This is a genomic window from Methylobacterium organophilum (assembly GCF_022533465.1).
Taxonomy (GTDB): Bacteria; Pseudomonadota; Alphaproteobacteria; order Rhizobiales; family Beijerinckiaceae; genus Methylobacterium; species Methylobacterium organophilum.
On the sequence record NZ_CP092848.1, the window covers coordinates 4,458,745 to 4,483,892 of the forward strand.

A 25,148-nucleotide genomic window follows, 5' to 3' on the forward strand; every position below is an offset into this window, starting at 1 on the left:
GCCCCGGCCGTGGCCGTGCGGCGTGTCCCCCAGGGCCGCCCGCCGAGCCGCCGCGCACGCCGCCGCCCCTTCCCCGAGGCCCCTGCAGATCCCTGGGCCGCGTGCCCTGGGCCACCACTGGACGGTTGGTGGCCGGGCGACCTGGAACGCGGCCTCTATCCTTTGCCGTGAGCCCCGACCGGGCGACGCCTGCCCGCCTGCGCCGGTCGGACCGATCCTTGGCGGTCCTTCCGCCCAGGGCACTTCTAAAGGCGATGGCCGATCCTTGCGACCCAGACAGGACGGCGCACTCGATCAAGGTTTCTCAGGCGGTCCAGGCGCACCGTCCCTCATGATCGAACCACGCGATCCTGACGTTGTGGGCCGGGTTTGGATTGCGTCAGCGATCCTTGGAAGTCGTCAGGTCCGGGCGTCCGGGAAATCCGGGTCCTAAGGCTCCTGGATCGCCGACGCGATCCTTCCGGCATGGCCCATTCCCGGCGGCCGGCGGGCGGTCCGCCGGTGCTCCCCGGGGCCCGGGCTGGCACGCGGGGCCAAGGTGGCGTGGCCGGCGCCGCGTGCCGGTGCCGTCCCGGCCATGACGGCCGGTCCGCCGTAGCCATGCCGGCGGGCTCGGCCTCGGACAAACTGTTGAGTGCGGCGATCATCGGGGCCTACGCTCGTATGCGTGAGGCCGGGAAAGGGCCGGCGGACGACCCGCGGGCAGCTCTACGAGCGGAGGACTGAGATGACGAAAACGTCGCCCTAAGAGATGCGGGCGCCCCAGGTCGCCCTGGAACGCCCGCGAATACCCGACGGTCCGCCAAGCCCGGAAAAGCAACCGGACCGTCGTTGCCACCCGCCTGACGGCGGACAGCGCACCCCACCGCGAGGTGGGCCACGCGACGATCGTGCACGGATCGCGACCGGAGGCAATCCCTCCCGGAAGGACGTCGCTTGGCCTGAACTCGCCCCTTCAGGGACGAAGGTCATGTCCACCCAGTTCAAGACGACTACGGCGGCCGGAACGGCTCCGCCACACCTCTTCCGTCCGCCTGGCCCCAACCGGGCCAGCCGGAACGTTCGCGTCCGCTCGCGGTCGACGTCATGCTCCACGCTCGTAGTCGGCGATACGCCGCGCGAGATGCCCTGCGAGAGCGATCTGGAGAGGAAGGCAGCCCTGGCGTTCATGGCCCGGCCCGACGTCGTCGACGTCCGGGAGCAGCCGCCTGCGGTCCCCTACCGTGACGAAGCGGGCGTGAGGCGGGAGCATACCTTCGACCTGCTCGTCACCCTCACAACGGGGCGCAGGATCCTGTTCGAGGTGAAGCCAGCCAAGATCGCAGAACGGAAGAACCTGCGCGCCAAGATGGAGCTCATCGCCGGGCAGGTGCCCCGCCACGTCGCCGACGAGGTGAACATCGTCACCGACCGGAAGCTGGGTCGAGCGGTGACGCACGACGCGGAACTCGTCCACTATGCGAGGGGCTGCGTCGATCCCGAGGCCGACGCGGCCGTCGCCGGCATCGTCGACGGCCTGAACGGAAGCGTCACGGTCGAGACGCTGGTCAAGGCCAGCGGCTTGGGCGCCTCGGCCTTCGCTGCCGTCGTCCGGCTCATCGCCTCCGGCCGGCTTCGCGTGATGGGAAGGCCGCGGATCGGCTACGACACGCTCGTCGGCCCTGCCGAGGCCCTGAGAGGGAGGGCGGCATGAGCGCCGCTACCCCGCCGCGCGGAAGCGGCTTCAGCCTGGATCCCTTCGACCGGGTCGTCATCCGCCACGTCGCCTATCGCTGCCGCGAGACCACCGACGACGGCCACGTGCTGGTCCGCGTCGATGATCCCGAATTCGCCGAGGAGCTCTCCCACGAGGATTTCGAGCGCGAGCGGAAGCGGCCCGACTACCGTCTCGAACGGGGCTACTTCTCGCCCGGGAAGGCCAAGGCCAGGCTCCATGCCGGGGTCGCCGGGATCCTCCACCTCCCCGATGAGGAGCAGGCCACCGTCCTGTGGCGCTACGATTTCTGCTGCACGTTCCTGAGGCTGGAGGAGGCGGGTCTCTACACCCGCTCCGATGCCTCGATGAGGGAGGCGGCCGAGCGCATCGAGGCGGACGAGGAGGCGCGGCTCAAGCGGAGGAGGGAGGGCGAGCGCAAGGACCGGGCGGGCACGGCGCGGCCGCGGAGCCTGGCGCTTCCCGGACCCAAGCGGTTTCGCGAGCTCCTGAAGGCGCTGGAAGAGACCGCGATGGACCCATTGTCGCTCAGGGACGGATACCGGCGATGCGGCAACCGGACGCCCAGGTTCGCGCCCGAGGTGCATCACCTGATGCTGGTCCACGTGGGCAGGTACGCGAGCAAGCCCCGCAAGAGCATGGCGATCCACTTCGCGAACCTGATCGACGACCTGATCGACTTGGACAACGCTCGCTACGAGAAGGGGCTGCCGCCCCTCGACGAGCCCGGCTTCACCGCCTTCCGGAACGAGATCAACGCCTGCGACAGGTTCGAGGTCTATGCCGGACGCCACGGCCTGTCGGCGGCCCAGAAGAGATGGGCGGTGGTGGCCGACGGCCCCGATGTCGTCCGCCCCCTCCAGCGCGTCACGATGGACGAATGGCAGGTGTCCCTGATGACGCTCGCCATCGAGGCCGGTCTGTGGGAGGCCATGTCGCCGAAGCTGCGAGCGCAGGTCGGGCGGGAGCGCCGCCATCTGTGTGCAGCGCTCTGCGAGACCACTCGATGCTTCGTGGGCCTCCGGATCGCGCCCACAGCCAGCTCGGAAAACGCCATCGCGACATATCGCATGGTGGTCTCGGACAAGGGTGCCTACGCCGATCAGGTCGGCACCCTCTCATCCTGGGACATGGTCGGCACGCCGGTGCAGGTCGTCACGGATGGAGGCCCATCCTTCATCAGCACGGCATTCCGGTCAGCCGTCATCACGACGGGCTCGACCCCGACCGTCGCCCTCGGCGACCTCCCAGGCATGCGTGGCCGGGTGGAGCGGGCCTTCCGCACCATCAGGACCCAACTGTGCGCGCGCTTCGACGGCCATACGTTCGAAAACGTCGTCGCGCTCGGGGACTACGATCCCACGTCCGGCGCGACCATCACGGCCGACGAGTTCTGCCAAGTCCTAGTCCGCTACGTGGTCGACATCTACCACAACACGCCGCACGCGGGCCTGGGCGGGGAGACGCCGGCGAACGCGTGGAGGCGGGTGACGGCTATGTATCGGCCGTGGGCGCCGCCCGACTCCCATGTTCGAAGGGCGGCCTTCGGCATGCGGCTGACGCGGACGCTCGGGCCGCACGGCGTGCGCGTGCTCGGCCTGCGCTTCAACAGCGAGGCCCTGCATGCCCACGTGCGCAAGGTCGGGTTCGTGCCTGCCGACGTTCGTCTCGATCCCTATGACGTGGGCTATGTGTCGGTGTGGGTCGATGAGGAATGGATGGCGGTGCCGTGCGTGCGCGACGGCTTCGACGGCGTCGGCGTGCAGGCCTGGATCGACACGCTCGCGGACCTGCGGAGGCGTTACGCCGACCAAGCCAAGCTGACCATGCCTATCGTCATGGCGGCGCTGCATGACATCAGGAAGATCTCCGAGAACGCCGCACGTCGGGCCGGTATCGGATCGGGGATGGTCACTCCGGAGCAACTCGCGAGCGCCGAGGCGAAGTTCGGCATCGGGTTCGAACTGCCGGAGGCCGAGACGGCCGGCGGTCAGGAGGGTTCGGGCGACCTGCTGGAAGGCGGCATCCCCACCGGCGACATCCCCGCGCCCGATGCCCCCGAGGTCGTCCCGCCCCTTCCGAAGACCTCCTTCAGGTTCGAGGACTAGCCATGCCGGCACTCGACCCGAACGACCCGTTCGCGCGCGTCCGCGCGGCGCTGGGCGACGAGTCTGTCGGCCTCGCCGCGCTCATGGAGCTGGTCCAGGCCACGTACCTTGGCCTGGACCGTGACACGCGGCTGGCCCGGAACTTCAAGGAACTGCTGCTCCGGACGCTGATCCGACGTGATCCCGCCCTGCCCCACGGGCCGGCCAACACCATCGAGGCGCGCGGTATCCTCGTCGTCGGCGAGAGCGGCGCGGGAAAGAGCCACGCCCTCAAGCGCATCCTCTCGCGCCACCCGGCCTTCCCGGGATACGGCGACCCGACCTCGGACTGCCAAGCGATCACCGTGCACGTGACTTCGCCGAGCACCTTCATCGGCCTGGGGCGCAGGACGCTGCGGGCCACCGGCTATCCGGCTATAGGCAAGCTTGAGAACCACGAAATCTGGTCGCGCGTCTACGAGCGGCTGGAGATGCGCAAGATCTTCGTCGTGCATTTCGAGGAGATGCACAATGTCTTCCTGACCGCCCATTCCGACGACCTCAAGGACATCCTCAACACCCTCAAGACGCTGATGACGCTGCCCACGTGGCCCGTGATCGTCATCATCTCCGGCCTTCCCTGCCTGCAAGCGTTCCTTCATCAATCCGACGAGGACCGGCGCCGGTTGAGGATCATCGAATTCGACTCGATGAGCCTGCCCGCCGACGTCGAGATGATGGCTGCCATGGCGACCAAGCTCGCAGGTATCGCCGAGCTCAGGGTCTCAGCCGACCTCACCGAGCGCATCGTCCCGCGTCTGATCCATGCCGCGCTCTACCAAGTCGGCACCGCAATCGAACTCATCCACGAGGCGATCCTGAATGCCCTGACGGACGATAGGCCGGCGTCCGTGGTTCAACTCGCGAACTTCGCCAACGCCTATGCGGCGAGGACGGCTTGCGGTCCGCTCGCGAACCCGTTCCTCGCATCGGATTGGGCGACCCTCGACTGCTCGCTCGTCATGCAGAAGAAGCCGTTGCCTCCCGACCCGGAGGATGAGGTGCTCACCTCGGCCAAGACGGCCAGGCGGGCGATGTCACGGGGGCGGAGATGAGCGGTCTCCTCCGGCCTTGCCTGCCGCTGGGGCGTGGAGAAACGCCTCCAAGCTATGTCTCGCGCCTGGCGCCGCTTCACCGCGTCCCCTCGGGGCGGCAGCTTTGCGTTGAGCTGGGCATCCCCTATCGGGCGCTTGTCGAGGGCGAAGAGCATGCCCTCGAACGTCTCGCCTACATCACTGGCGCGTCCTTGGCGGACATATCCGCCGGTGCCTTCCGTAGGATCGCGGGCGGCTACCTGCTCAGGGGGCAGCGCCTCGCGTCGGCTTCCGTGAGCCTGGCCGCCATCCGCGCCTGCCCGGAATGTCTCCTGGCCGATCTGGCGGAAGGTCGCCCCGAGGGAGACCTCACGGCCTACGGACGTGCCACATGGCGGATCGACTCGGTCCGCACTTGCCCGATCCACTGTGCGCCCATCGTAGAGGTCGCCCGTGAGAGCATGCCGTCCAGGATGTACGATTTCGCGACCATCGTCGGTCCGGCCCTCGGTTCCCTTCGGACGTGCTTCGCGGATCTCTCGCGCCGGGAGCCGTCTACCCTGGAGGCTTACCTACTTCGCCGTCTTGAGGGCGTTACCGGCGATGCTCCCTGGCTCGATGGCCTGCCATTCTACGTCGCGGCACGGACTTGTGAGGTGGTGGGCAGTGCGGCGGCTTTCGGCATCGAGCGGAGTAGCGCGGTCGTAGGTGACGAGGACTTGCACCACGCCGGGGGCACCGGCTTCGACATCCTCTCAGGAGGCGAGGAAGCCTTCGCAGATTACCTCTCGGCGGCGAGGGAAGAAAGCTACGCAAAGGGCAGGCGCGCGCCGAGGGTGCCCAATTTCGGAAAGATCGGCGCATGGCTGAGCGCTGTCGGGAAGAACGAGGACTTCACGCAGGTCACGGACTTCGTACGCGACTATGTCATTCGGACATGCCCGGTCGGCCCCGGCGACGAGGTCCTGTCGGTGCCGGTCGAGCGGCGGCGCCTGCATTCGATCTACACCGCAGCGAAGGAGACGGGAGCGCATCCGAAGCGCCTGAGGAAGCTGCTCGACAGGGCAAGGCTGTTGCAGCCGTCGCATGCAGGCCTGAGCGACAACCATGTCCTCTTCGACGCGGAAGCCGCCCGTGAAGTGATGGAGATGGCAGCCAATCATCTATCGCTGCCCGGCTTGGCCACACGGCTCGGTTTGTCCGTCATCCAGGCGAGGTCGCTCGTTTCCGCCGGCGTCATCGTCCCGTTCACGCCGAGCGGGGATGGCATAGGGACGCCGGCGTTCTCCATGGTGGCCGTGGACAGATTGATGGCGCGTCTGTTCGCCGACGCGGTCCCACTGGATGGAGCGGAGAATGTGGAACGCATCATCGAGCCGGTCGTGCGAGCCTTTAAGCGGGCTCAGTGCTCCCTCGTCGAGGTCGTCGCGTTGATTCTTGAAAGGAAGCTGGGGTGGGTAGGTACGCGCGCGGGCGGCACCGACCTTTCGGCCCTGTTCGTCGACGTGACAGAGGTGCGCAAGCATGTCCGGGGTCGCGAACTCACCGGTCTCACGTTCCTCGACGCCCAGTTTGTGCTGCGCCGGACCTACCCGGTCGTGAAGGCACTCGTCGAGCGCGGCATGCTCAGGACGCACATGTCGATTCATCCCGAGACCCGCGCCCCGATCCGCGTGATCGACCGAGGTGACATCGAGGCGTTCAAGGCAGAGTACGTCAGCCTCTTCGACCTCGCTCGGGACCGCGGGGATCATCACCTGAAGATCAAGGCCGAGCTCGACGCAGCCGGTATCCGACCGACGTTGAGGCGAGAGGATTTTGGTGCCGCCTTCTATCGAAAGTCGGCCTTGCCGCGGTAAAGCTGTCGCTCTTCAAGCCCCGCTTCGGCGGGGCTTTTTTTGTGCCCGGCCGGCCCAGTCTGCTTTCGCCGGCGGCGAGTTGCGGGCCGACTGTGGGGATGTTCGCGGGCCTACCGAGCAAAGCCTGGACGCAAGCGCCCAGGGACGATGCGGTCCAACAATGCTGCTCCTCACAGGGGACATACCTCAAGCATCGTTCGGAGCGGAGGCCAGCTCTTCGACGAGCGTGGGGCCAGGGACTGACGAGGAGGGCGCCGATCCGGCGCCCTCCTCGTGCATTCGAGAACAAATCAAGCACATCCCGGCTTGAGGCGAGACAGCGCCGCCCTGCAATGGCCGGCGCGGACCGCACCAGAACCAAGCTTGACGAGCGGCCGGACCGCTCATAAGCAATCTCGGTCCTAATTGGGATCCCAAACAGAATTTACCTGTATCGATCGCCCGCGGGTGCATTCGCCTGATCCTGAGAGCCGACCATGACCGACACGATGATGCGCTTGGCCCTGTTCCTGTTTCCGGGACAGCATCTGGGCGCTTGGCGCCTGCCCGAGGCGATCCCGGAGCTCGATGTGGGCATCGAGCACTATGTGCGGGCGGCCCAGCTCGCCGAGGCGGCAAAGCTCGACGCAATCTTCTTCGAGGACCAGGCCGCCGTCCCGCGCAGCAACCACATTGTGAAGGGCGATACCTACGGGGCGGCGCATCCTCGCGCGATCCACTTCGACCCCACCATGCTGCTTCCCGCGCTCGCCATGAAGACGAGGCATCTCGGGCTCGCGGCGACGTCGACGGCGACCTACAATGAGCCTTACAACACCGCCCGTCGCTTCTCCTCGATCGACTTCATCAGCAACGGGCGGGCCGGCTGGAATCTCGTCACCTCGTTCAACGAGAACGAGGCGCAGAATTTCGGGCTCGACGCCCATGTCGAGCACGGCCTTCGTTACGAGCGCGCGAGCGAATTCATCGATGTCGTGACGGGACTCTGGGATTGCTGGGAGCCCGGCGCCGTCACGCGCGATAAAGACAGTGGCCGCTATTTCGATGTCGAGAAGATGCATTTCCTCCAGCATGAGGGGCGCTTCTTCAAGGTCCGGGGTCCCCTGCCGATGGGCCGCAGCCCGCAGGTGCGCCCCGTCATCTTCCAGGCGGGCTCGTCGGAGCCGGGTCGCGAGCTTGCGGCGCGCACCGCCGACGTGGTGTTCACGCTGCAGACCGACATCACGGCAGCCCGCGCCTTCCGCGAGGACATCCGCAAGCGCGCCGAGCGCTTCGGCCGCGATCCCGACATGATCAAGGTGCTCCCCGGCATCACGCCGATCGTCGGCCGCACCGATGCGGATGCGGATGCCTTCCGCACGAAGATGCGTGACCTCATCCCCGTCGAACTCGCCATCAGCCACCTGACGCCGCATTCAGGCGGCCTGAACTTCCTCGATTACGATCTCGACGGGCCGATGCCCGAGCTACCGCCGACCAACGCGGGCAAGTCGCATCGAGAGGCGATCATGGCCCTCGCGCGCAATGGCAACCTCTCGATCCTCCAGACCGCGCGCTTCTTCGCCGAGGGCAGCTATATGAAGCTCGTCGGCGCGCCGAGCACCATTGCCGACATCATGCAGGAATGGCTCGAGGCCGGCGCCTGCGACGGTTTCCTCGCGGTACCGACCCATTTCCCGACCGGCGTGGAGGACTTCACCGGCCTCGTGGTGCCCGAGCTGCAGCGCCGCGGCATCTTCCGGAAGGAGTATTCCGGCCCACATCTGCGCGACCATCTCGGCGTCACCCGATACGCCTGAGCGGGGGGCGAGACCCGTGCGAAAGACCGGATATGAATAAAGCGACGCCGACGGCGGAGATCCATGTCCTCGGAGAAGGCAAGCGCGGCAAGCTCTCCGAGGAGGCCTATGCCCAGCTGAAGCAGCGCATCTTCGACTTCCGCTTGCCGCCCGGGCAACGCTATTCGGAGGCCGCGCTTGCCGAGATGCTCGCGATCTCGCGGACGCCGTTGCGCCTCGCCCTGCACATCCTCGAGCATGAAGGCTACCTGCAGAACGTCGGCGGGCACAATTGCTGGCAGGTGCGCGCCCTCGACCTGTCCTATTACGAAGATCTCTACGACTTCCGGTCCGAGCTCGAGGCGCTGGCGATCCGCCTCGCCTCGAAGGCCGGCTCGCCGCCGCGGCTCGATGCTCTCGCGGCGCTATGGTGCGCCGACAAGGCCGAGCGCCGGCTCGACTCGGATTTCGTGGCCGATAGCGACGAGGCGTTCCACCTCGCGATCGTGGGTCTCGCGAACAACACCTCGATGGCGCGCACGTTCGCCGAGATCACCGACAGGATCCGGATCATCAGGCGCGTCGACTTCGTCTCGGAGCGGCGGATCGAAGAGACTTACGACGAACACGGCGAGATCATCCGTGCGCTCCTCGCGGGGCGTTTCGAGGCCGCGGAAGATCTCGTTCGGAGGCACATCGACAAGTCGCGAGAAGAGATCCGAAAGATCACCGTCTACAATATGAGCATGAAGAGGTAGGCAACGGCGCGATGCGGAACGGCGAGCATAAGGCGTCTCTCAAGGCGGCGATGCGGCGGATGCCGGGGGCGGTCTCGCTGGTGACCACGGTCGACCCCAACGGTGCGCCCGCGGGGCTCGCCGCCTCGGCCGTCATCCCGATCTCGATGGACCCGCCCTCGATGCTGGTCTCGATCAACCGCAACGCCAGCGCCCATGGGCCGATCTCCCGCGCGGGCCGGTTCTGCATCAACCTGCTGGCAGCCGATCAGGCGAGGCTGGTCGGACCCTTCGCCGACAGCGCGCGGCGTGATGAGCGGTTCTCCGAAGGCGACTGGTCGGCGTATGAGGGCGTGCCCTACCTGCCCGACGCTTGCGCGGCGATCTTCTGCGAGGTTCGTCAGGAGATCCCGTTCGGCACCCACAGCCTTTTCATCGGCGAGGTCACCGATGTGGTCGGCCGCGACGGCGGCGCTGCTCCGCTCGGCTGGATGGAGGGAGGTTTCGTGGCCATGGCCCCGCTCACGCCTGCCGCCGTGAGCAAAGACGCGGCGGTCACCTAATCCTGCGGCATGCCGGTCGCGCGGCGGTCGTCATGCGCCGCGACAACGCGCTGGAGCAGCTTCATCAGCGTTTTGCGGTCGTCGACGCCGAGATTGGCGATCGTGGCCTCGTGGGCCTCGCGCGCGGGGGCCTGCATGGCGGCCAACAGCGCGGTTCCTTCGGGGGTCATCCGGCAGTCCTGCGCGCGGCGATCCTGCTCCGACGGAATGCGCTGGATGAGGCCCCGGCTCTCCAAGCGTTTCAGGGCACCGGTGGTGGTGGTGCGGTCGAGCGCGACGGCGCGCGCGAGCGTCGACTGGTCGGCCGCGCCGTGCTCCGAAAGCGTCGAAAGAAGGCTGTACTGCAGCGGCGTGATGCGAAACTCGGCGCAGAGCTCCATGAACAGGCTCACGTGGATCTGATGAAGCCGCCGGACGAGAAATCCCGGACGCTGGGAGAGCGGCCAACTCTCACTGGAAGACCTTGAACGCGCGCGCTCTTTCATCGCTGTCCCATTCCCTCTCCTCGTCCGTTTCTCGTTTCGCCGCCTGCACCGCTCCAGCTTCCTGGCACGCCGCGTGCATTGGGAAAAGCGAAGTGTACTTCGCTTTTCGGCGTGCCGCAGGCCCGCCGGGTTGCATACGGAGGGCCGCATGGCCGACGCGACTGGCTACGATCTGGTGCTCAAGGGCGGCAGGGTGATCTGTCCGGCTTCGGGCGTCGACGGCGTGCGCGACGTCGCGGTGAAGGGCGGCAAGATTGCGGCCGTGGAGGAGCAGATCCTGCCGAGCACCGCACGCGAGGTCGTCAACGTCGCCGGCAAGCTGGTGCTGCCCGGCCTGATCGACACTCACGGCCACGTCTACCAGTACGTCACCGGCCGCTTCGGCCTCGAGGCCGACATGGTCGGGGTGCGCTCCGGGGTGACGACGGTGGTCGATCAGGGCGGTCCGTCCTGCATGACGCTGCCGGGCTTCCGCAAGTTCATCGCCGAGCCGGCCGAGACCAACGTGCTGGCGTTTCTGTCGGCCTATCTGGTCGGTGGTCTCGAGGGCCACTTCTACCCGAACCTCTATCAGCCCGACTGCGTCGACATCGAAGCGACGGTGCGTTCGGCGACGGCCAACCGCGACATCGTCCGCGGAATCAAGGGGCACGCCGAGATCGGCGGCTTCGCCCGCTGGGGCATCAAGGTCATGGAGATGGCGGCCGAGATCGCGCGGCGCTCGGAAGTGCCGCTCTACGTCCATTTCGGCCAGCTCTGGGGCTTGCCGGAGAGCGGCGCCAACGGCGAGGACGCCGACACCATCCTTGAGCGCGTGATCCCGCTGCTGAAGGAAGGCGATGTGCTGGCCCATCCGTTCACCCGCCATCCGGGCGGCTTCGTGAACCGCGAGGGCGCAGTGCATCACGTCATCCAGGCGGCGATCGACCGCGGCCTGAAGGTCGATGTCGGCCATGGGTCCCACTTCTCCTACCGCCTCGCCAAGCAGGCGCTCGCGGCCGGCGTCGTCCCCCATACGCTCGGCGCCGACATGCACGGCTACAACACGCAGGTGCCCGAGATACCGATCCCGGCCGGTACCCCGGAAGAGCACGAGGACGACGAGAACCACCCCTTCAAGGGCCAGGCCCGCTTCAGCCTGACCCAGGCCATGAGCTCGATGATGACGCTCGGGCTCGACCTCGAATACGTGGTCAAGATGGTGACCATCCATCCGGCTCGGATGCTGCAGATGGAGGACACGCTGGGTTCGCTTGCCGTCGGCCGCACGGCGGATGTCTCGGTGCTCGACGACCTGCGCGGCCGCTTCGTCCTGCGCGACAACGAGGATTACCGCGTCATCGCCGAGCGCTTGCTGCAGCCGGCCTTCTGCCTGCGCGCCGGCAAGCGCATCGATGCCGACAGCCCGATTCTGCCGCAGGCGGTCGCCGCATGAGCGCGATGCCGGCGCCTCAGGAGATCTGGGAGACGCTCTCTCAAGAGCAGCGCGACGCCGCGTACAACAACAACGCGGCAGTCGCGAACAGCGCCGCGCTGATCGTCGAGCGCGACCGGCTCGCAGCCGAATGGCGCGCACGGCCCGGCGCGAAGCTCGACCTCGCCTATGGAAGAAAGCCCCGCAACCGGATCGACATCTATCCGGCCAGGGACCGCGACGCGCCCTGCCTCGTGTTCGTCCATGGCGGCTACTGGCAGAGGAACTCGCGCGAGATGTTCGCGCATTACGCCGAAGGCGCGAACGCTGCCGGCTGGTCGGTCGCGATGCCGAGCCACACGCTCGCGCCCGAGGCGAGCCTCACGGAGATCGTCGCGGAGCTCGGGGAGGCGCTCGACTGGCTCGCCCGAGAAGGGCGGCAGCACGGAGTGAACGGCCCGATCGTGCTCGCGGGCTGGTCGGCCGGCGGGCATCTGACCGCCATGTTGCTCGGCCATTCTTCGGTGAGAGCCGGGCTCGCCGTGTCGGGCGTCTACGCGCTCGCGCCGATTCGCGACACGTTTCTGAATGGCGCGCTGACGCTGACCGACCGCGAGGTCGAGACCCTCTCGCCGCTTCTGCTGCCGGTCGTGAACAAGCCGATGGCGATCGCCTATGGAACTGCGGAGGTCCCGGCGCTCATCCGCGACAGCCTCGCGCTCCACGCAAAGCGCGCCGATGCGGGCGCCCCAGGCCCCCTGATCCCGATCGAGGGTGCAAACCACTTCACCATCCTCGACGGCTTCCGGTCGGCGGGAGGGCTGCTGGTCAAGGCGGCGCTCGCGATCCTCGCCGAAGCCTGCACGCGCGGGGCCGCGGCATGAGTCCGTCCGTGTCCCGATGAGCTTCCTGTTCTCCCCGTGAAGGAAACGGCCATGCCGACGTCTCGCATCGCTTCGATCGCCGTTCTGGCCCTTACGCTCGCTACCGTGCCTGCCTTTGCGGCCGACACGATCAAGATCGGGGTCAACGAGCCCCTCACCGGCCCGTTCGCCGCCTCTGGCGCCTATGTGGTCAACGGCGCGAAGATTGCGGCCGACGAGATCAACGATCGCGGGGGCGTGCTCGGCAAGAAGATCGAGCTCGTGATCGAGGACAATAAGTCGAACCCGACCGAGGCTGCCGCGGTCGCCGAAAAACTTATCAACTCGGACAAGACGCCGGTCATGATGGGCGCCTGGGGCTCGAGCCTGACGCTCGCGGTCATGCCGAAGCTCGAGGAATACGAGGTCCCGATGCTGGTCGAGACCTCCTCGTCGGGCAAGATCACGACGTCGGGGAATCCCTTCGTGTTCCGCATCTCGCCGCCGTCGGCGCTCGAGGCCGAGATGTTCGCCCCGATGGTCGAGAAGCTCGGCGTCAAGAAGGTCGACTTCCTTGTCATCAACAACGACTGGGGCCGCGGCGCCGCCGGCGACTTCGGCAAGATGCTGAAGGGCAAAGGCATCGAGGTCGGCCTGACGGAGACGATGGATGCCAGCGCCCAGGACATGAGCGCGCAGCTCGCCAAGATCAAAGGCACCGACGCCGACACCCTGATGATCACCGCGGCCGTCGACCAACTGACGCTCGTCTTCAAGCAGATGGCTGCGATGGGCGTGAAGAAGCGCGTCATCACCACGGGCGGCTCGCAGAATCCCGATCAGATCATCGCCCAGGGGCCCGATCACGCTGGTCGTCTCGCGCGGATGGCCGACCGGCACGGTCTTCGCCTTGGCGACGAAGCGCTCCTTGAAGTTGTCGAAGATCGGCGCCTCGACCATGATCTTCGAATTGGCCATGCAGACCTGGCCCTGATGCAGGAAGATCCCGAAGGCGGCCGCGTCGACCGCGTAGTCGATATCGGCATCCTTCAGCACGATCAGCGGGCTCTTTCCGCCCATCTCGAGCGTGAACTTCTTGAGATGCTTCGCGGCCTCGACCGCGAGCAGGCGGCCGGTCTTGGTCGAGCCCGTGAAGGTCACGAGCTTCACGCGGGGATCGGCCATGAGGCATTCGCCGACTTCGGCCGGCATGCCGGGCACGACGTTCAGCACGCCGGCCGGCAACCCCGCCTCCTGGAAGAGGTCGGCGATCAGCGCCCCGGAGATCGGCGTCTCCTCCGACGGCTTCAGCACGAAGGTGTTGCCCGCCGCGAGCGCGAAGGCGATCTTCTTCATCGACAGCAGGAACGGCGAATTGAACGGCGCGATGCCCGCCACGACGCCCAGCGGCCGTCGCACCGACATCGAGATCTGCCCCGGCTGGGTCACGGGCATGGTTTCGCCCATGACGTGGCGCACATCGCCGGCCGCGCTCACCAGACAATCGGTGACGTAGGCGATCTCCCAGAGCGCCTTGTTGAAGACCGAGCCGCACTCGTCGATCAGCATGTCGCGGATTTCGTCGGTGCGGCGCTCGATGACCTCCGCTGTCTTCAGCAAGATCTTCTCACGTTCGCTCGCGAGCGAGGCGCCCCAGCTTCCGAAGGCCTTGTGGGCGGCGTCGATCGCGGCCGCGACCTCGTCGCGGCCCGCCTGCTGCGTGCGCGCGAAGATCGTGCCGTCGGCCGGGTTCACGCTGTCCGCCACGAGGTTGCGCGAGGAGCGCAGCCATTCGCCGCCGATGAACAGCTTGTAGGTGCGGACACCATCGGACGCGTCGTACGAGGCGGGGTTCATGCGGCGGTTTCCTGGAAGCGATGGGGCGGCGATCGATCGATCGGTCGGAGGTCTGCTGCGGAGGCGAGGTCGCGCATGATGAGATCGGCGGCGCGCTCGCCGATCAGGATGCAGGGGGCCATGGTGTTGCCGCCGGTGACCGCCGGCATGATCGAGCCGTCGGCGATGCGAAGCCCCGCGACGCCGTAGACCCGGAGCGAGCCGTCGACGACCGACAGGGCGTCCCGGCCCATCTTGGCCGTGCAGGTCTGGTGGAAGTAGGTGCCCGCCGCATCCCGCAGGAAAGCCCGCATGTCCGGCTGCGAAAGCGGCCCCGGCATGAGTTCGCGCTTCACGAACGGCCTCAGCGCCTCGGAATGGCCGATCTCGCGGCAGATCTCGACGCAGCGCAGCAGCGCGCGGATGTCGGCGTCCTCGCTCAGGAAGTTCGCCTGGATCCGGACAGGGTCTTCCGGCCGCGCCCCGGTGAGCGCGACAGAGCCGCGGCTCTTCGGGCGGACCAGTCCGGGCGCCAGCGTGAAGCAGGTCGCGGGGTCGGCGGGCAGGCCGTATCGCGGGCGCGTCACCTCCGAGCCGAAGGCGCATTCCTCGAGCATCGGCTGGAGATCGGGCGACGGTTGCGCGGCCTCGGACTTGCAGAAGAAGGTGAACTCGGCCGAGTTGTTGCGCGGCGCGGTGGGCTCGCGATACTCGAACACGCAGCCGGCGACGAGGATGTGATCCTGGAAATTCTGGCCGACGCCCGGCAGGTGCCGAACGACCGGCAGCCCGAGCGAGCGCAGCGCGGCGGCGTCCCCAACGCCTGACAGCATCAGCGTCTTCGGCGTGTTGATCGCCCCGAGCGACAGCACGATCTCGTGGCGCGCGCGGGCGAGACGGACGGCGCCGCCGCGTTCGAACTCGACCGCCACGGCGCGCCCGTCCTCGATCACGACGCGCCGGGTGACGGCGCCGGTCAAGACGGTGAGATTCGGCTGACCGATCCTGGGGGCGAGATAGGCCGACGCCGTCGAAACGCGGACGCCGTCGCGGTCGACGTTGACGTTCGCGACCGCGCAGCAGCCGTCGCCTTCCATGGCCTCGGCGTTATGGTCCGCGACGGGCGGAATGCCGAAAGCGGAGGTGGCCGCGAGCAGGCCGCCGACGACGGGGGCCGGGTCCTTCGGAAGCGTGATCCGCATCGGCCCGCCGAGGCCGCGCAACGGCGAGGCCGGGCCGTCCCAGTCCTCGATCCGCTTGTAGAGGTCGATGGCGGCGCGGTAGCCCCAGCCGGGATCCCCCGTTTCGGCCTCCCAGAGATCGAAATCCGCTTTGTGCCCCCGTGCCCAGACGAGGCCGTTCACGCTCGAGCCGCCGCCGAGGACCCGACCCATCGGCAGCGGTGCGCGGCGACCGTTCAGCCCCGGGCACGGCTCCGAGAAGAAGCCCCAGTCGCGTTCGGAGCCGATGTTCCGCATCCAGAGGGTCGGGTCGCGGACCTCCCGCGCCTCGTCCGCTCCGCCGGCCTCGATCAGCAGCACGTCCAGATTCGGGTCCGCGGCGAGGCGGCTCGCCACCACGCATCCCGCCGAGCCACCGCCGCAGACGATGACGTCGTAGTCCTTCGAGAGACGATGGGCAGCGACCATGCTCGACCTAAGAAAATAGGAAGCATAATTCGCATTTTTCAAAGCAGGTTTCGTGCCACCGGATCCGGGGCGGCGGCGTTGCCCTTCCCGCCGCGACGGGATCCGGCCCGAGTCTTCCGAATAAAGAACGCAGTCGCCGGCGGACCGCCTGCGCGGCCACTGGGACGCCTTCGGCCGGGCGTCGCGGGGCGGTAAGGCTTGATTTTTCCGGCCCGATTGCCCTCAAAGGTGGCATGAGCGACACCGTGGTCTCCCTGCCCCCCTCCGCCCTCCGGCATGACTGGACGCTCGCCGAGATCCAGGCGATCCACGACATGCCGCTGCTCGATCTCGTGCATCGCGCGGGCAGCGTGCACCGCGCCCACAACGATCCGGCCGACATCCAGCGGGCGGCCCTGCTCTCGATCAAGACCGGCGGCTGCCCCGAGGATTGCGCCTATTGCCCGCAATCGGCCCATCACAAGGAGGCCGGGCTCCCGCGCGAACGGCTGATGCCGGTGGAGCGGGTGCTGCAGGAGGCCGCCGCGGCCAAGGCCAACGGCGCGCACCGCTTCTGCATGGGCGCGGCCTGGCGCCAGCCCAAGGACGGGCCGGATTTCGACGCGGTGCTGGAGATGGTGCGCGGCGTGCGCGGCCTCGGCATGGAGGCCTGCGTCACCCTGGGCATGCTCACCGCCTCCCAGGCGGAGCGCCTCGCCGAGGCCGGGCTCACCTCCTACAACCACAACCTCGATACCGGCCCGGACTTCTACGGCGACATCATCTCGACGCGCACCTACGAGGACCGGCTGAAGACGCTGGAGAACGTGCGCCAGGCGGGCATCGGCGTCTGCTGCGGCGGCATCGTCGGCATGGGCGAGCGGGTGCGCGACCGGGTCGAGATGCTGATGGTGCTCGCCAACCATGCCCCCCATCCCGAGAGCGTGCCGATCAACGCCCTCGTCGCCGTGGGCGGCACGCCCCTGCAGGACCGGCCGCCGGTCGATCCCCTCGACCTCGTGCGCATGTGCGCCACCGCCCGCATCGTCATGCCCAAGGCCCGGGTGCGCCTCAGCGCCGGCCGCAAGAGCCTGACCCGCGAGGCGCAGATCCTCTGCTTCCTGGCCGGCGCCAACTCGATCTTCTACGGCGAGCGCCTGCTCACCACGGCCAACAACGAGGCCGACGAGGACGCCGCCCTGCTCCGCGACATCGGCGTGCGCGTGCCGGAGATCACCCTCGCCGCGGCGGAGTGAGGGGCGCCCGCCCACGCGCCACCGGCCCCGCGCGGAGATCCGCCGGGGCGCTCATGCTTGACGACAGGGGACGCGGGACGCCGCGGAAACCCTTGTACTCTGTCATGCGCGTGGATCCGGTTTCCCCGGCGTCCCGCGGCTCGGGGGGCAGACGCCGCCTCGAACCGATTTTGCGTCGCGGTTTTTTGCTCGCCCTGGCACGCCCCTGTCTCTCGGCACGGGAGGTGTCCTGCCCTCCCGGGCTCGGCGCGCGGAACCGCCGCGGCGACCCGGCCCTCGTAGTGGGGGCGGGCAGATCAGGTCCCTTGTGAGGCTCGAGCCGGCTTGCGGGATGAACCCGCCGCTCCGGCCGCCTCCAGCGCGCACGACGCCCGGGGCGTGGGTCGATCGCCACCCACGACGCGGGAACCGCCTCGCCGCCCCCGAAAGCACCCCCGGCCGATCCTCCGGAAGGCTTCCCTGTGCCGTGTCGCCGGGACCCCGACAAAGGCCCCGACGCGGCGGCGAGCGGGAGGACCTCTAAGATATCAGACCCAGAATGTCAAGATATTATTCTTAAGTTATAGGATATGAAGCCCTGCTCGCTATGACGCGGAGGGGGAGTGATCGACCTTTTCTCCAACGCTGGAGGCGGTGGCCGCGAAGCGGAGGGAGGGGGCGCCGTGAGGGCCGGCCTCGCGCCCGGCAAAAAGCCCACTCCCCCGCGCTGCGCGCGGTCCCCCTCGCCCAGGGGGCGAGGAGAGGCGCGGAGACCGCTTCCGCCGTCCGGAAACGGTCCGGATCGGTTCGGCCTTGCGGGGCGTCGGCGCAACAAAAAACCTCCCGGACCGCGGGGTCCGGGAGGTTCCGTCCGGGGCTGGGCCCCGGCCCGAAGGCCGGGGTCTGCCGGATCACTCGTTGTCGGAGCGGGCCTTCTTCATGGCCGCGCCGAGGATGTCGCCGAGGGAGGCGCCGGAATCGGCGGAGCCGAACTGGGCCATCGCCTCCTTCTCCTCGGCCACCTCGAGCGCCTTGATCGACAGCTGGACGCGCCGCGCCTTGCGGTCGAACATCGTCACGCGGGCGTCGAACTTCTCGCCGGCGGCGAAACGCTCGGGACGCTGGTCGCCGCGGTCACGGGCGAGCTCGGCGCGACGGATGAAGGTCGACAGGTCGGTGTCGACGATCTTCGCCTCCACGCCCGAATCCTTCACCTCGATCACCTCGCAGGTGACGACCTGACCCTTCTTGATCTCGCCGGCTTCCGCGAAGGGGTCGCCGCCGAGCTGCTTGATGCCGAGCGAGATGCGCTCCTTCTCGACGTCGACGTCGAGAACCTGGGCACGCACCATGTCGCCCTTCTTGAACTCCTCGATGACCTGCTCGCCGGGACGGTTCCAGTCGAGATCCGACAGGTGGACCATGCCGTCGACGTCGCCCTCGAGGCCGATGAACAGGCCGAACTCGGTCTTGTTCTTGACCTCGCCCTCGACCTCGGAGCCGACCGGGTGCTTCTCGGCGAAGGCATCCCAGGGGTTCTGCAGGGTCTGCTTGAGGCCGAGCGAGATGCGGCGCTTGACCGGATCGACTTCCAGGATCTGCACCTCGACCTCCTGGGAGGTGGAGACGATCTTGCCCGGATGGACGTTCTTCTTGGTCCAGCTCATCTCGGAGACGTGGATCAGGCCCTCGATCCCCGGCTCCAGCTCCACGAAGGCGCCGTAATCGGTGATGTTGGTCACGCGGCCCTTGAGCTTGGCGCCCTCGGGGTAGCGCTGGGCGATGCCCTCCCACGGATCGGCCAGCAGCTGCTTGATGCCGAGCGAGATGCGGTGGGTCTCGTGGTTGATCTTGATGATCTTGACCTTGACCGTCTGGCCGATGGTCACGACCTCGGACGGATGGTTCACGCGGCGCCACGCCATGTCGGTGACGTGCAGCAGGCCGTCGATGCCGCCGAGGTCCACGAACGCACCGTACTCGGTGATGTTCTTGACCACGCCGTCGATGACCTGGCCCTCTTCGAGGTTGGCCACCAGCTCGGAGCGCTGCTCGGCGCGGCTCTCCTCGAGCACGGTCCGGCGCGACACGACGATGTTGCCGCGGCGGCGATCCATCTTGAGGATCTGGAAGGGCTGCGGGGTGCCGAGCAGCGGGGTCACGTCGCGCACCGGGCGGATGTCCACCTGGGAGCGCGGCAGGAACGCCACGGCGCCGTCGAGATCGACGGTGTAGCCGCCCTTGACCTGGTTGAAGATCGTGCCGGTGACGCGCTCGTTGGCCTCGAAGGCCTTCTCGAGCTTCACCCAGCTCTCCTCGCGGCGGGCCTTGTCGCGCGAGATGACGGCTTCGCCGAGCGCGTTCTCGATGCGGTCGACATAGACCTCGACCTCATCGCCGACCTTGAGCTCGCCTTCGCGGCCCGGGCCGGTGAATTCCTTGAGGGCGACGCGGCCCTCCGTCTTGGCGCCGATATCGATGACGGCGACGTCCTTCTCGATCCCGACGACGGTGCCCTTGACGACCGAGCCCTCGGTGATCTCGTGCTGGAGGAAGGACTCCTCGAGCAGCGCCGCGAAATCCTCGCGGCTCGGCGCGCCGTCGCGCACGTTCAGACCAGCTGACATTCTCTCTCCTGAAAGGCCTCTCCTCGAGGCCGGCGCCGGCGGTTCGCGTTGCGGACCGCCCTCTCCACCGCCGCCCGGGGGATCTGCTCCATCCAGGCTCACCCCCGCATCCGGGGGGCCGACGCATGTGACACGATGGTCGAGGGCTCTTCTCGCGCCAGCCGGGATGCCCGACCCGCAGGATGACGCAACAAGCGGGCGTGCCATAACCGATTGTGCCGATTGAAGCAACGCTGCGCTGCAGCGCTCGCCTCGGCCTGCGTCTTCCGCTATCGCCTCGTCCGGTGCGACCGCCCATGACCCCAGACTCAGGCTCCGAATCCCCGGCGGCGTCCCGGACGACCGCCCAGGCGACCTCTCAGTCGACCTCTCAGGCGACCCTGGCGCGGCCCTTCGCCCTGTCGGGCCGGGGCCTGCATACCGGCGCCCGCGCCACGGTGCGGGTCTCCCCGGCGCCGGCGGGCCACGGCATCCTGTTCCGCCGCCAATTGAAGGGCGGGCGCAGCGCCGAGGTGCCGGCCCTGTGGCCTTTCCGGGTGTCGCAGCCGCTCTGCACCGCGATCCAGCGCGACGGCGTCCTCGTGCGCACCATCGAGCACCTGATGGCCTCGCTCAGCGCGCTCCGGATCGACAACGCCCTCGTCGAGATCGACGCGGAGGAACTGCCGATCTTCGACGGCAGCGCCGTGCCCTGGTGCGCGGCGATCCGGGAGGCTGGCCGGGTGGCCCAGGAGGCGCCGCGGCGCCGGATCCGCGTGCGGCGCCCCGTCGCTGTCGCGGACGGGCGGCGGCGCCTGAGCATCGCCCCCGGCGAGGGCCTGTTCGTGAGCGGCCACGTCGCCCTCGCCCATTTCGGGCCGCTCGACTGGGCCGGCCCCGTCACGCCGGAGAGTTTCGTGGCCGAGCTCGCGCCCTCGCGCAGCTTCGGCCGCTACCTGCGGGCCATGGCCGGGCGCGCCTACGGCACGGTGACGCGAAAACCCTTCCTGCGGGGCTGCGGCCCGCATTCCGCCGCGCTGCTGCTGCGCGGCCGCGTCATCGGCGGGATGCGGCTGCCGGCCGAGCCGGTGCGCCACCGCCTCCTCGACGTGGTCGGCGACCTGGCGCTGGCCGGCCACCCGATCGAGGGCCGGGTCGAGGCCGCCCATACCGGCCACGAGCTCAACCACGCCCTCCTGGCCAAGCTGATGGCCGACGAGGGCGCCTGGGAGCTGGTCTGAGGGCGGCTCCGTCCGGCCTGCCGGCTCAGGGGTGCCTGTGGATCGGGTCGACCCAGTAGACCGATTCCGGCTGCTCCACCGGATCGACATCGGGCAGGTTCACCACCACCGCCTCGTTGTCCGAGCGCACCAGCACGCAGTGCAGGGGCTCGTCGGTGGAGGCGTTGATCTCCTGGTGGGGCACGTAGGGCGGCACGAAGATGAAGTCGCCCGGCCCCGCCTCGGCCACGTATTCGAGGCGGTCGCCCCAGCGCATCCGGGCCTTGCCCGACACGATGTAGATCACGCTCTCCAGGGCGCCGTGATGGTGCACGCCGGTCTTGGCGTCGGGCTCGATCGCCACCGTGCCGGCCCAGATCTTCTGGGCGCCGACCCGGGCGGCGTTGATCGCCGCCTGCCGGTACATGCCCGGGGTCTGGGCGGTGTTGGGGTCGAGCTTGTCCCCGGGGATCACGCGCACGCCGTCATGCTTCCAGCGCCCGGCCTCGGCCCCGTGGTCGTGGTGCCCATGCGCATGGCCGTGCTCATGCCCGTGGTCCGGGTCGTGCGGGTGGGCGTGATCGCCGTCGACGTCGTGCATCGCGAAACATCCTCGTGCGGGCGCATCGATCGAGGCGGCACTGGACACCGCCGCCGGGCAAAAGTCGATGCGGGGTGAAGGCAAGCCCTCAGCGCGTGGCCGGCTCGGGCTTCAGGTCCTGCGCGCTCAGGAGCGCGGCGTCGAAGATCGCCGCCGCCTGGGGCGCCCGCGCCTTCGGAATCAGGCCGTTGCGGACATAGAGGTCGATGGTGCGCTGCTCGTCGGCGATCACCTCGGCGTCGATCGGCACGGCGCGGTACTGCGCCCGGCCGAACCAGCGCAGGGGCACCGCCTCGGGCAGGCCGATCAGCCTCGACCAGACCGCGGCATAGGGCTTCGGGTCGGCGAGCGCCCAGTCCCGGGCCCGGGCGAGGCGGCGCCCGAAATCGGCGAGCAGGGCGCGCTTGGCCTTGAGCGCCCCGTCATGGGCCACGGCGAAGCTGAGGCCGGGGGTGATGCCGTTGCCGTCGCGCACCACGCGGGCGAGGCCGGCGAGCTCGGCGGTCGAGGTGTAGGGCTCCCAGGTCGCCCAGGCATCGACCCCGCCCGAGGCGAGGGCGATCTTGGCATCCGCCGGCGGCAGGAAGGAGAGGGTCACGCTGTCGGCGGGCAGGCCGGCCTCCTCCAGGGCGGCGAGGACGATCTGGTGGCCGATCGAGCCGCGATTGGTGGCAATGCGCTTGCCCTTGAGGTCGGCGACGCCGCGGATCGGCGAATCCGGCGGGACCAGGATGGCGAGGCCGTCCTGCCGGTTGCGATAGGCGGCGAAGGCCTTGAGCGGCACGCCCGCGGCGGCGGCGAAGGTGAAGGGCGCGTCCCCCACCCCGCCCGCGTCGATCGCCCCCGCATTGAGGGCTTCGAGCAGCGGCGCCGCGGCGGGGAACTCGCTCCATTCGAGCCGGTAGGGCAGGCCGTCGAGGACGCCCGCCGCCTCCATCAGGGCGCGGGCATTGCCCCGCTGGTCGCCGACCCGGAGGACGTCCTCGGCGCGGGCGGGCCCGGCCGCCAGCAGCAGCGCCAGGGCGAGGAGGGACATGAGGCGCATCAGGCGGCGTCCGCGGTCGCGCCCCGGCGGGCGAGCAGGGCCTTGAAGGCGGGGATCAGGGTGCGGCCGTAATCCAGCGCGTCCTCCAGCGGGTCGAAGCCGCGGATCAGGAAGGTGCGCACCCCGAGGTCGTGATAGTCGAGCAGCGCCTCCGCGACCTGTTCCGGCGTGCCGACCAGCGCCGTCGAGTTGCCCGAGGCGCCGGTCTCGGCGGCGATCGCCGTGTAGAGGCGCTTGTCGAGGCGCGACCCCTGGGCCGCCGCTTCGAGCAGGCGGCGCGAGCCCTCGTTCTCCGGCCGGGCCGCCGGGCCGAGCCCCCGCGCCGCCCGCAGGGCACGGGTGCGCGCCAGGATCGCCTCCGCCCGCGCCCAGGCCGCGGCCTCGGTCTCCGCCAGGATCGGCCGGAACGAGAGGCTGAAGCGGGGCCGGCGCCCGTGCGGGGCCGCCGCCGCCCGCACCCGGGCGATCAGTTCGCGGACCTGCGCCAGGGTCTCGCCCCAGAGGGCGTAGGTGTCGGCATGCCGCCCGGCGATCTCCAGGGCCGCCGGCGAGGCGCCGCCGAAATAGACGGGGATGCCGTCGGGATGCACCGGCTTCACCTCGGAGAAGCCGCCCGCGATCCGGTAGTGCCGGCCGGCATAGTCGAAGGGCTCGGCCGCGCTCCAGACCCGGCGGGCGATGTCGAGGAACTCGCCCGTGCGGGCGTAGCGTTCGTCCTTGGTCAGGTGGTCGCCGTCCCGGGCGAGATCGCGGTCGTCGCCGCCGCTGATCGCGTGGAGGGCGACGCGCCCGCCGGTCAGCTGGTCCAGGGTCGCGAACTGGCGCGCCGCGACGGTCGGGGCGGTGAAGCCGGTGCGGTGGGCGATCATCAGGCCGATGCGCTCCGTCACCGCGGCGATCTGCGCGGAGAGCAGCAGGGCGTCGGGGGCGTCGGCGTAGAAGGCGACGAGGATCCGGTCGAAGCCGCCCCATTCATGGGCCTGGGCGAGGAGCCTGAGATAGTCGCGGTCGATCGCCGGCCCGTCCGGCGGATGCGTCTCCGAGACGTAGCGCGGGGCGGCGAAGCCGATGAACTCGATGGCGTCGGGCGGGAGCAGGGGCATGGCGGCCTCCTATCGTGCGGCGGGAGCGAGGGCGGCGCGCCCGGCCTGGACGCGGACGGCATCGCCCTGCGGCCAGTGGATGCGGGCGCAGAGCACGTCGCGCAGGTGGCGTTCGAGGGGGTTCTTCCGGGACAGGCCCGGATTGCCGGCGAACTCCGCCGCCCGCTGCACCACGGCGATGGCGTTCTCGCTGGCCGTGACCTTCACGAAGCCGGATTCCTCGGGCGTCGGCGGCGTGCCGGCATCGACCGCGGCGGAGAGGCCGGCGACGAGGCGCGCATTGACGAAGAGCAGCCGCTCGTTCTCCCCGGCGGCCTCCTGGAAGCGCGGCAGGCTCGCCAGCGGCGCGCCGAGGCTGCCCGGGGCGCGCGCGCGCAGGAAGCCGAGGAACCAGGCCTGGGCGGCGCGGGCGACCCCGTCATAGACGGCGGCCAGGAGGGCGGCGTTCCAGGCCTGCTGCGCGGCGGCCGGCGCCCGCCAGCCCTCCGGCGCGCGCAGGTCGACGGCATGGTCGGCGGGCAGCGCGACGTTCTCCAGCACCACGTCGTGGCTGCCGCTCGCCCGCAGGCCGAGATGGTCCCAGGTCTCCTCGATCCGCACGCCCGGCGCGGCGAGCGGCACCAGGAAGTTGCCGAGCCGCGGCTCGGCCTCGTCGGTGCGGGCGAAGACGAGGCCGTAGGCGAGCCCCGGGCTCCCGGTGGAGTAGATCTTGCGGCCCGACAGCGACCAGCCGCCGGGCACGCGCCGCGCCACGGTCTCCGGCAGGCCGCCCCGGGCCGGCGTGCCGAGCTCCGGCTCGACCCGGAGTGCGTTGATCAGCGCCCCCTCCTCCACCGCGGCGCGGCCCACGGCGTCGGCGAGGGGCCGGGGCCAGGATTCCGCCCCGTGGATCAGGCCGTGCTGGATGAACTGCATCGCCAGGACGAGGCCAGTCGAGGGATCGCCCCGGGCGATGGTGCCGACCACCCGCGCCGCCTCGCCGAGGCCCGCCCCCGCCCCGCCGAGGCGGCGCGGCACGGTGAGCCCCGGGAGCCCGGCCGCGCGCAGGGCGGCCAGGTTCTCGTGGGAGAAGCGGCCCGTACGGTCGGCCTCCCCGGCGCGGGCGGCGAAGGCGCGGGCGAGGGTCTCGGCGGGGTCGGCGAGGGGCGGGACGGCGTTCATCGGGCGCGACGAGGCGGCCTCTGGCGAGGGGATCGGGGACGGCGCAGATGCTCCGGCCAGAGGCGGCCAGGGTCAAGAGAAGTGTTCTTTTTAGTGGACGAATTTCCGAGAAGGTTTTC

General features: G+C 69.3%; 18 protein-coding genes and 2 pseudogenes. 12 read left to right on the plus strand and 8 right to left on the minus strand.

From position 1 onward, the window contains the following. Positions 1-970: 970 nt before the first annotated feature. The 7 genes from MMB17_RS21100 to MMB17_RS21130 all read left to right on the plus strand — a co-directional run bounded on the left by MMB17_RS21100 (position 971) and on the right by MMB17_RS21130 (position 9,832). Positions 971-1,693 carry a Tn7 transposase TnsA N-terminal domain-containing protein gene (locus tag MMB17_RS21100; RefSeq protein ID WP_241100174.1) on the plus strand — a complete coding sequence of 241 codons (723 nt, stop codon included), beginning with the start codon at positions 971-973 and terminating at the stop codon, positions 1,691-1,693. Continuing rightward, a complete protein-coding gene (locus tag MMB17_RS21105; RefSeq protein ID WP_241100175.1) occupies positions 1,690-3,822 on the plus strand; it encodes a Mu transposase C-terminal domain-containing protein in 2,133 nt (710 codons plus the stop codon). Before MMB17_RS21100 ends, MMB17_RS21105 begins: the two co-directional genes overlap by 4 nt. Before the next feature lie 2 nt (positions 3,823-3,824). Further along, entirely contained in the window at positions 3,825-4,916 is a 1,092-nt protein-coding gene (locus MMB17_RS21110) for an ATP-binding protein (RefSeq protein WP_241100176.1), read from the plus strand. Then, complete coding sequence (locus MMB17_RS21115; RefSeq protein ID WP_241100177.1) at positions 4,913-6,754, plus strand: TniQ family protein; 1,842 nt, start codon at positions 4,913-4,915, stop codon at positions 6,752-6,754. The genes MMB17_RS21110 and MMB17_RS21115 overlap by 4 nt, the downstream gene beginning before the upstream one ends. 476 nt (positions 6,755-7,230) lie before the next feature. Continuing rightward, a complete protein-coding gene (locus MMB17_RS21120) occupies positions 7,231-8,553 on the plus strand; it encodes an LLM class flavin-dependent oxidoreductase (RefSeq protein ID WP_241100178.1) in 1,323 nt (440 codons plus the stop codon). A gap of 32 nt (positions 8,554-8,585) precedes the next feature. Next, positions 8,586-9,290, plus strand: a complete 705-nt coding sequence (locus MMB17_RS21125) for a GntR family transcriptional regulator (protein ID WP_238310732.1) — start codon at positions 8,586-8,588, stop codon at positions 9,288-9,290. Between the two features lie 11 nt (positions 9,291-9,301). After that, positions 9,302-9,832, plus strand: coding sequence for a flavin reductase family protein (locus tag MMB17_RS21130; RefSeq protein ID WP_241100179.1), 531 nt, complete (start codon positions 9,302-9,304; stop codon positions 9,830-9,832). Here MMB17_RS21130 and MMB17_RS21135 read toward each other — a convergent pair. Next, positions 9,829-10,224 carry a MarR family winged helix-turn-helix transcriptional regulator gene (locus MMB17_RS21135; protein WP_338041750.1) on the minus strand — a complete coding sequence of 132 codons (396 nt, stop codon included), beginning with the start codon at positions 10,222-10,224 and terminating at the stop codon, positions 9,829-9,831. The genes MMB17_RS21130 and MMB17_RS21135 overlap by 4 nt on opposite strands. A 241-nt stretch (positions 10,225-10,465) precedes the next feature. Here MMB17_RS21135 and MMB17_RS21140 point away from each other — a divergent pair, with 241 nt between their 5' ends. The 3 genes and pseudogenes from MMB17_RS21140 to MMB17_RS21150 form a co-directional block, all read left to right on the plus strand. After that, the gene (locus MMB17_RS21140) at positions 10,466-11,752 is read left to right on the plus strand and encodes an amidohydrolase/deacetylase family metallohydrolase (RefSeq protein WP_238310729.1); all 1,287 of its coding nucleotides are present in this window, start codon (positions 10,466-10,468) and stop codon (positions 11,750-11,752) included. Next, the gene (locus MMB17_RS21145) at positions 11,749-12,615 is read left to right on the plus strand and encodes an alpha/beta hydrolase (RefSeq protein ID WP_241100181.1); all 867 of its coding nucleotides are present in this window, start codon (positions 11,749-11,751) and stop codon (positions 12,613-12,615) included. Before MMB17_RS21140 ends, MMB17_RS21145 begins: the two co-directional genes overlap by 4 nt. A 51-nt stretch (positions 12,616-12,666) precedes the next feature. Beyond that, positions 12,667-13,449, plus strand: a pseudogene (locus MMB17_RS21150) (ABC transporter substrate-binding protein); the annotation flags it as partial. A 57-nt stretch (positions 13,450-13,506) separates the two neighbouring features. On the opposite strand, the pseudogene MMB17_RS21155 reads toward MMB17_RS21150, so the two are convergent. Together MMB17_RS21155 and MMB17_RS21160 are read right to left on the minus strand one after the other, a co-directional pair. Further along, positions 13,507-14,451, minus strand: a pseudogene (locus MMB17_RS21155) (aldehyde dehydrogenase family protein); the annotation flags it as partial. Continuing rightward, positions 14,448-16,079 carry a GMC family oxidoreductase gene (locus MMB17_RS21160; protein WP_241100182.1) on the minus strand — a complete coding sequence of 544 codons (1,632 nt, stop codon included), beginning with the start codon at positions 16,077-16,079 and terminating at the stop codon, positions 14,448-14,450. The gene MMB17_RS21160 and the pseudogene MMB17_RS21155, both read right to left, overlap by 4 nt. Before the next feature lie 233 nt (positions 16,080-16,312). Between MMB17_RS21160 and bioB the strand changes: the two genes are divergently transcribed. Further along, positions 16,313-17,314 (plus strand): biotin synthase BioB, encoded by a 1,002-nt coding sequence (gene bioB / locus MMB17_RS21165; protein ID WP_238310720.1) that lies wholly within the window; start codon positions 16,313-16,315, stop codon positions 17,312-17,314. Between the two features lie 890 nt (positions 17,315-18,204). On the opposite strand, the gene rpsA is transcribed toward bioB, so the two are convergent. Then, a complete protein-coding gene (gene rpsA / locus MMB17_RS21170; RefSeq protein WP_238310717.1) occupies positions 18,205-19,920 on the minus strand; it encodes a 30S ribosomal protein S1 in 1,716 nt (571 codons plus the stop codon). 296 nt (positions 19,921-20,216) lie between these two features. Between rpsA and MMB17_RS21175 the strand changes: the two genes are divergently transcribed. Further along, the gene (locus MMB17_RS21175) at positions 20,217-21,140 is read left to right on the plus strand and encodes a UDP-3-O-acyl-N-acetylglucosamine deacetylase (RefSeq protein ID WP_241100183.1); all 924 of its coding nucleotides are present in this window, start codon (positions 20,217-20,219) and stop codon (positions 21,138-21,140) included. A 25-nt stretch (positions 21,141-21,165) separates the two neighbouring features. Here the strand turns inward: MMB17_RS21175 and MMB17_RS21180 are convergent, their stop codons facing one another. From MMB17_RS21180 to MMB17_RS21195, 4 genes are all read right to left on the minus strand, one after another. Then, positions 21,166-21,720, minus strand: coding sequence for a cupin domain-containing protein (locus tag MMB17_RS21180; RefSeq protein ID WP_241100184.1), 555 nt, complete (start codon positions 21,718-21,720; stop codon positions 21,166-21,168). A gap of 88 nt (positions 21,721-21,808) precedes the next feature. Beyond that, positions 21,809-22,765: an ABC transporter substrate-binding protein gene (locus tag MMB17_RS21185; protein ID WP_238310714.1), complete on the minus strand. Its 957-nt coding sequence runs from the start codon at positions 22,763-22,765 to the stop codon at positions 21,809-21,811. Then, positions 22,765-23,868: an LLM class flavin-dependent oxidoreductase gene (locus MMB17_RS21190; protein WP_238310713.1), complete on the minus strand. Its 1,104-nt coding sequence runs from the start codon at positions 23,866-23,868 to the stop codon at positions 22,765-22,767. Before MMB17_RS21190 ends, MMB17_RS21185 begins: the two co-directional genes overlap by 1 nt. A 9-nt stretch (positions 23,869-23,877) precedes the next feature. After that, complete coding sequence (locus tag MMB17_RS21195) at positions 23,878-25,029, minus strand: acyl-CoA dehydrogenase family protein (protein ID WP_238310712.1); 1,152 nt, start codon at positions 25,027-25,029, stop codon at positions 23,878-23,880. Between the last annotated feature and the right edge of the window lie 119 nt (positions 25,030-25,148).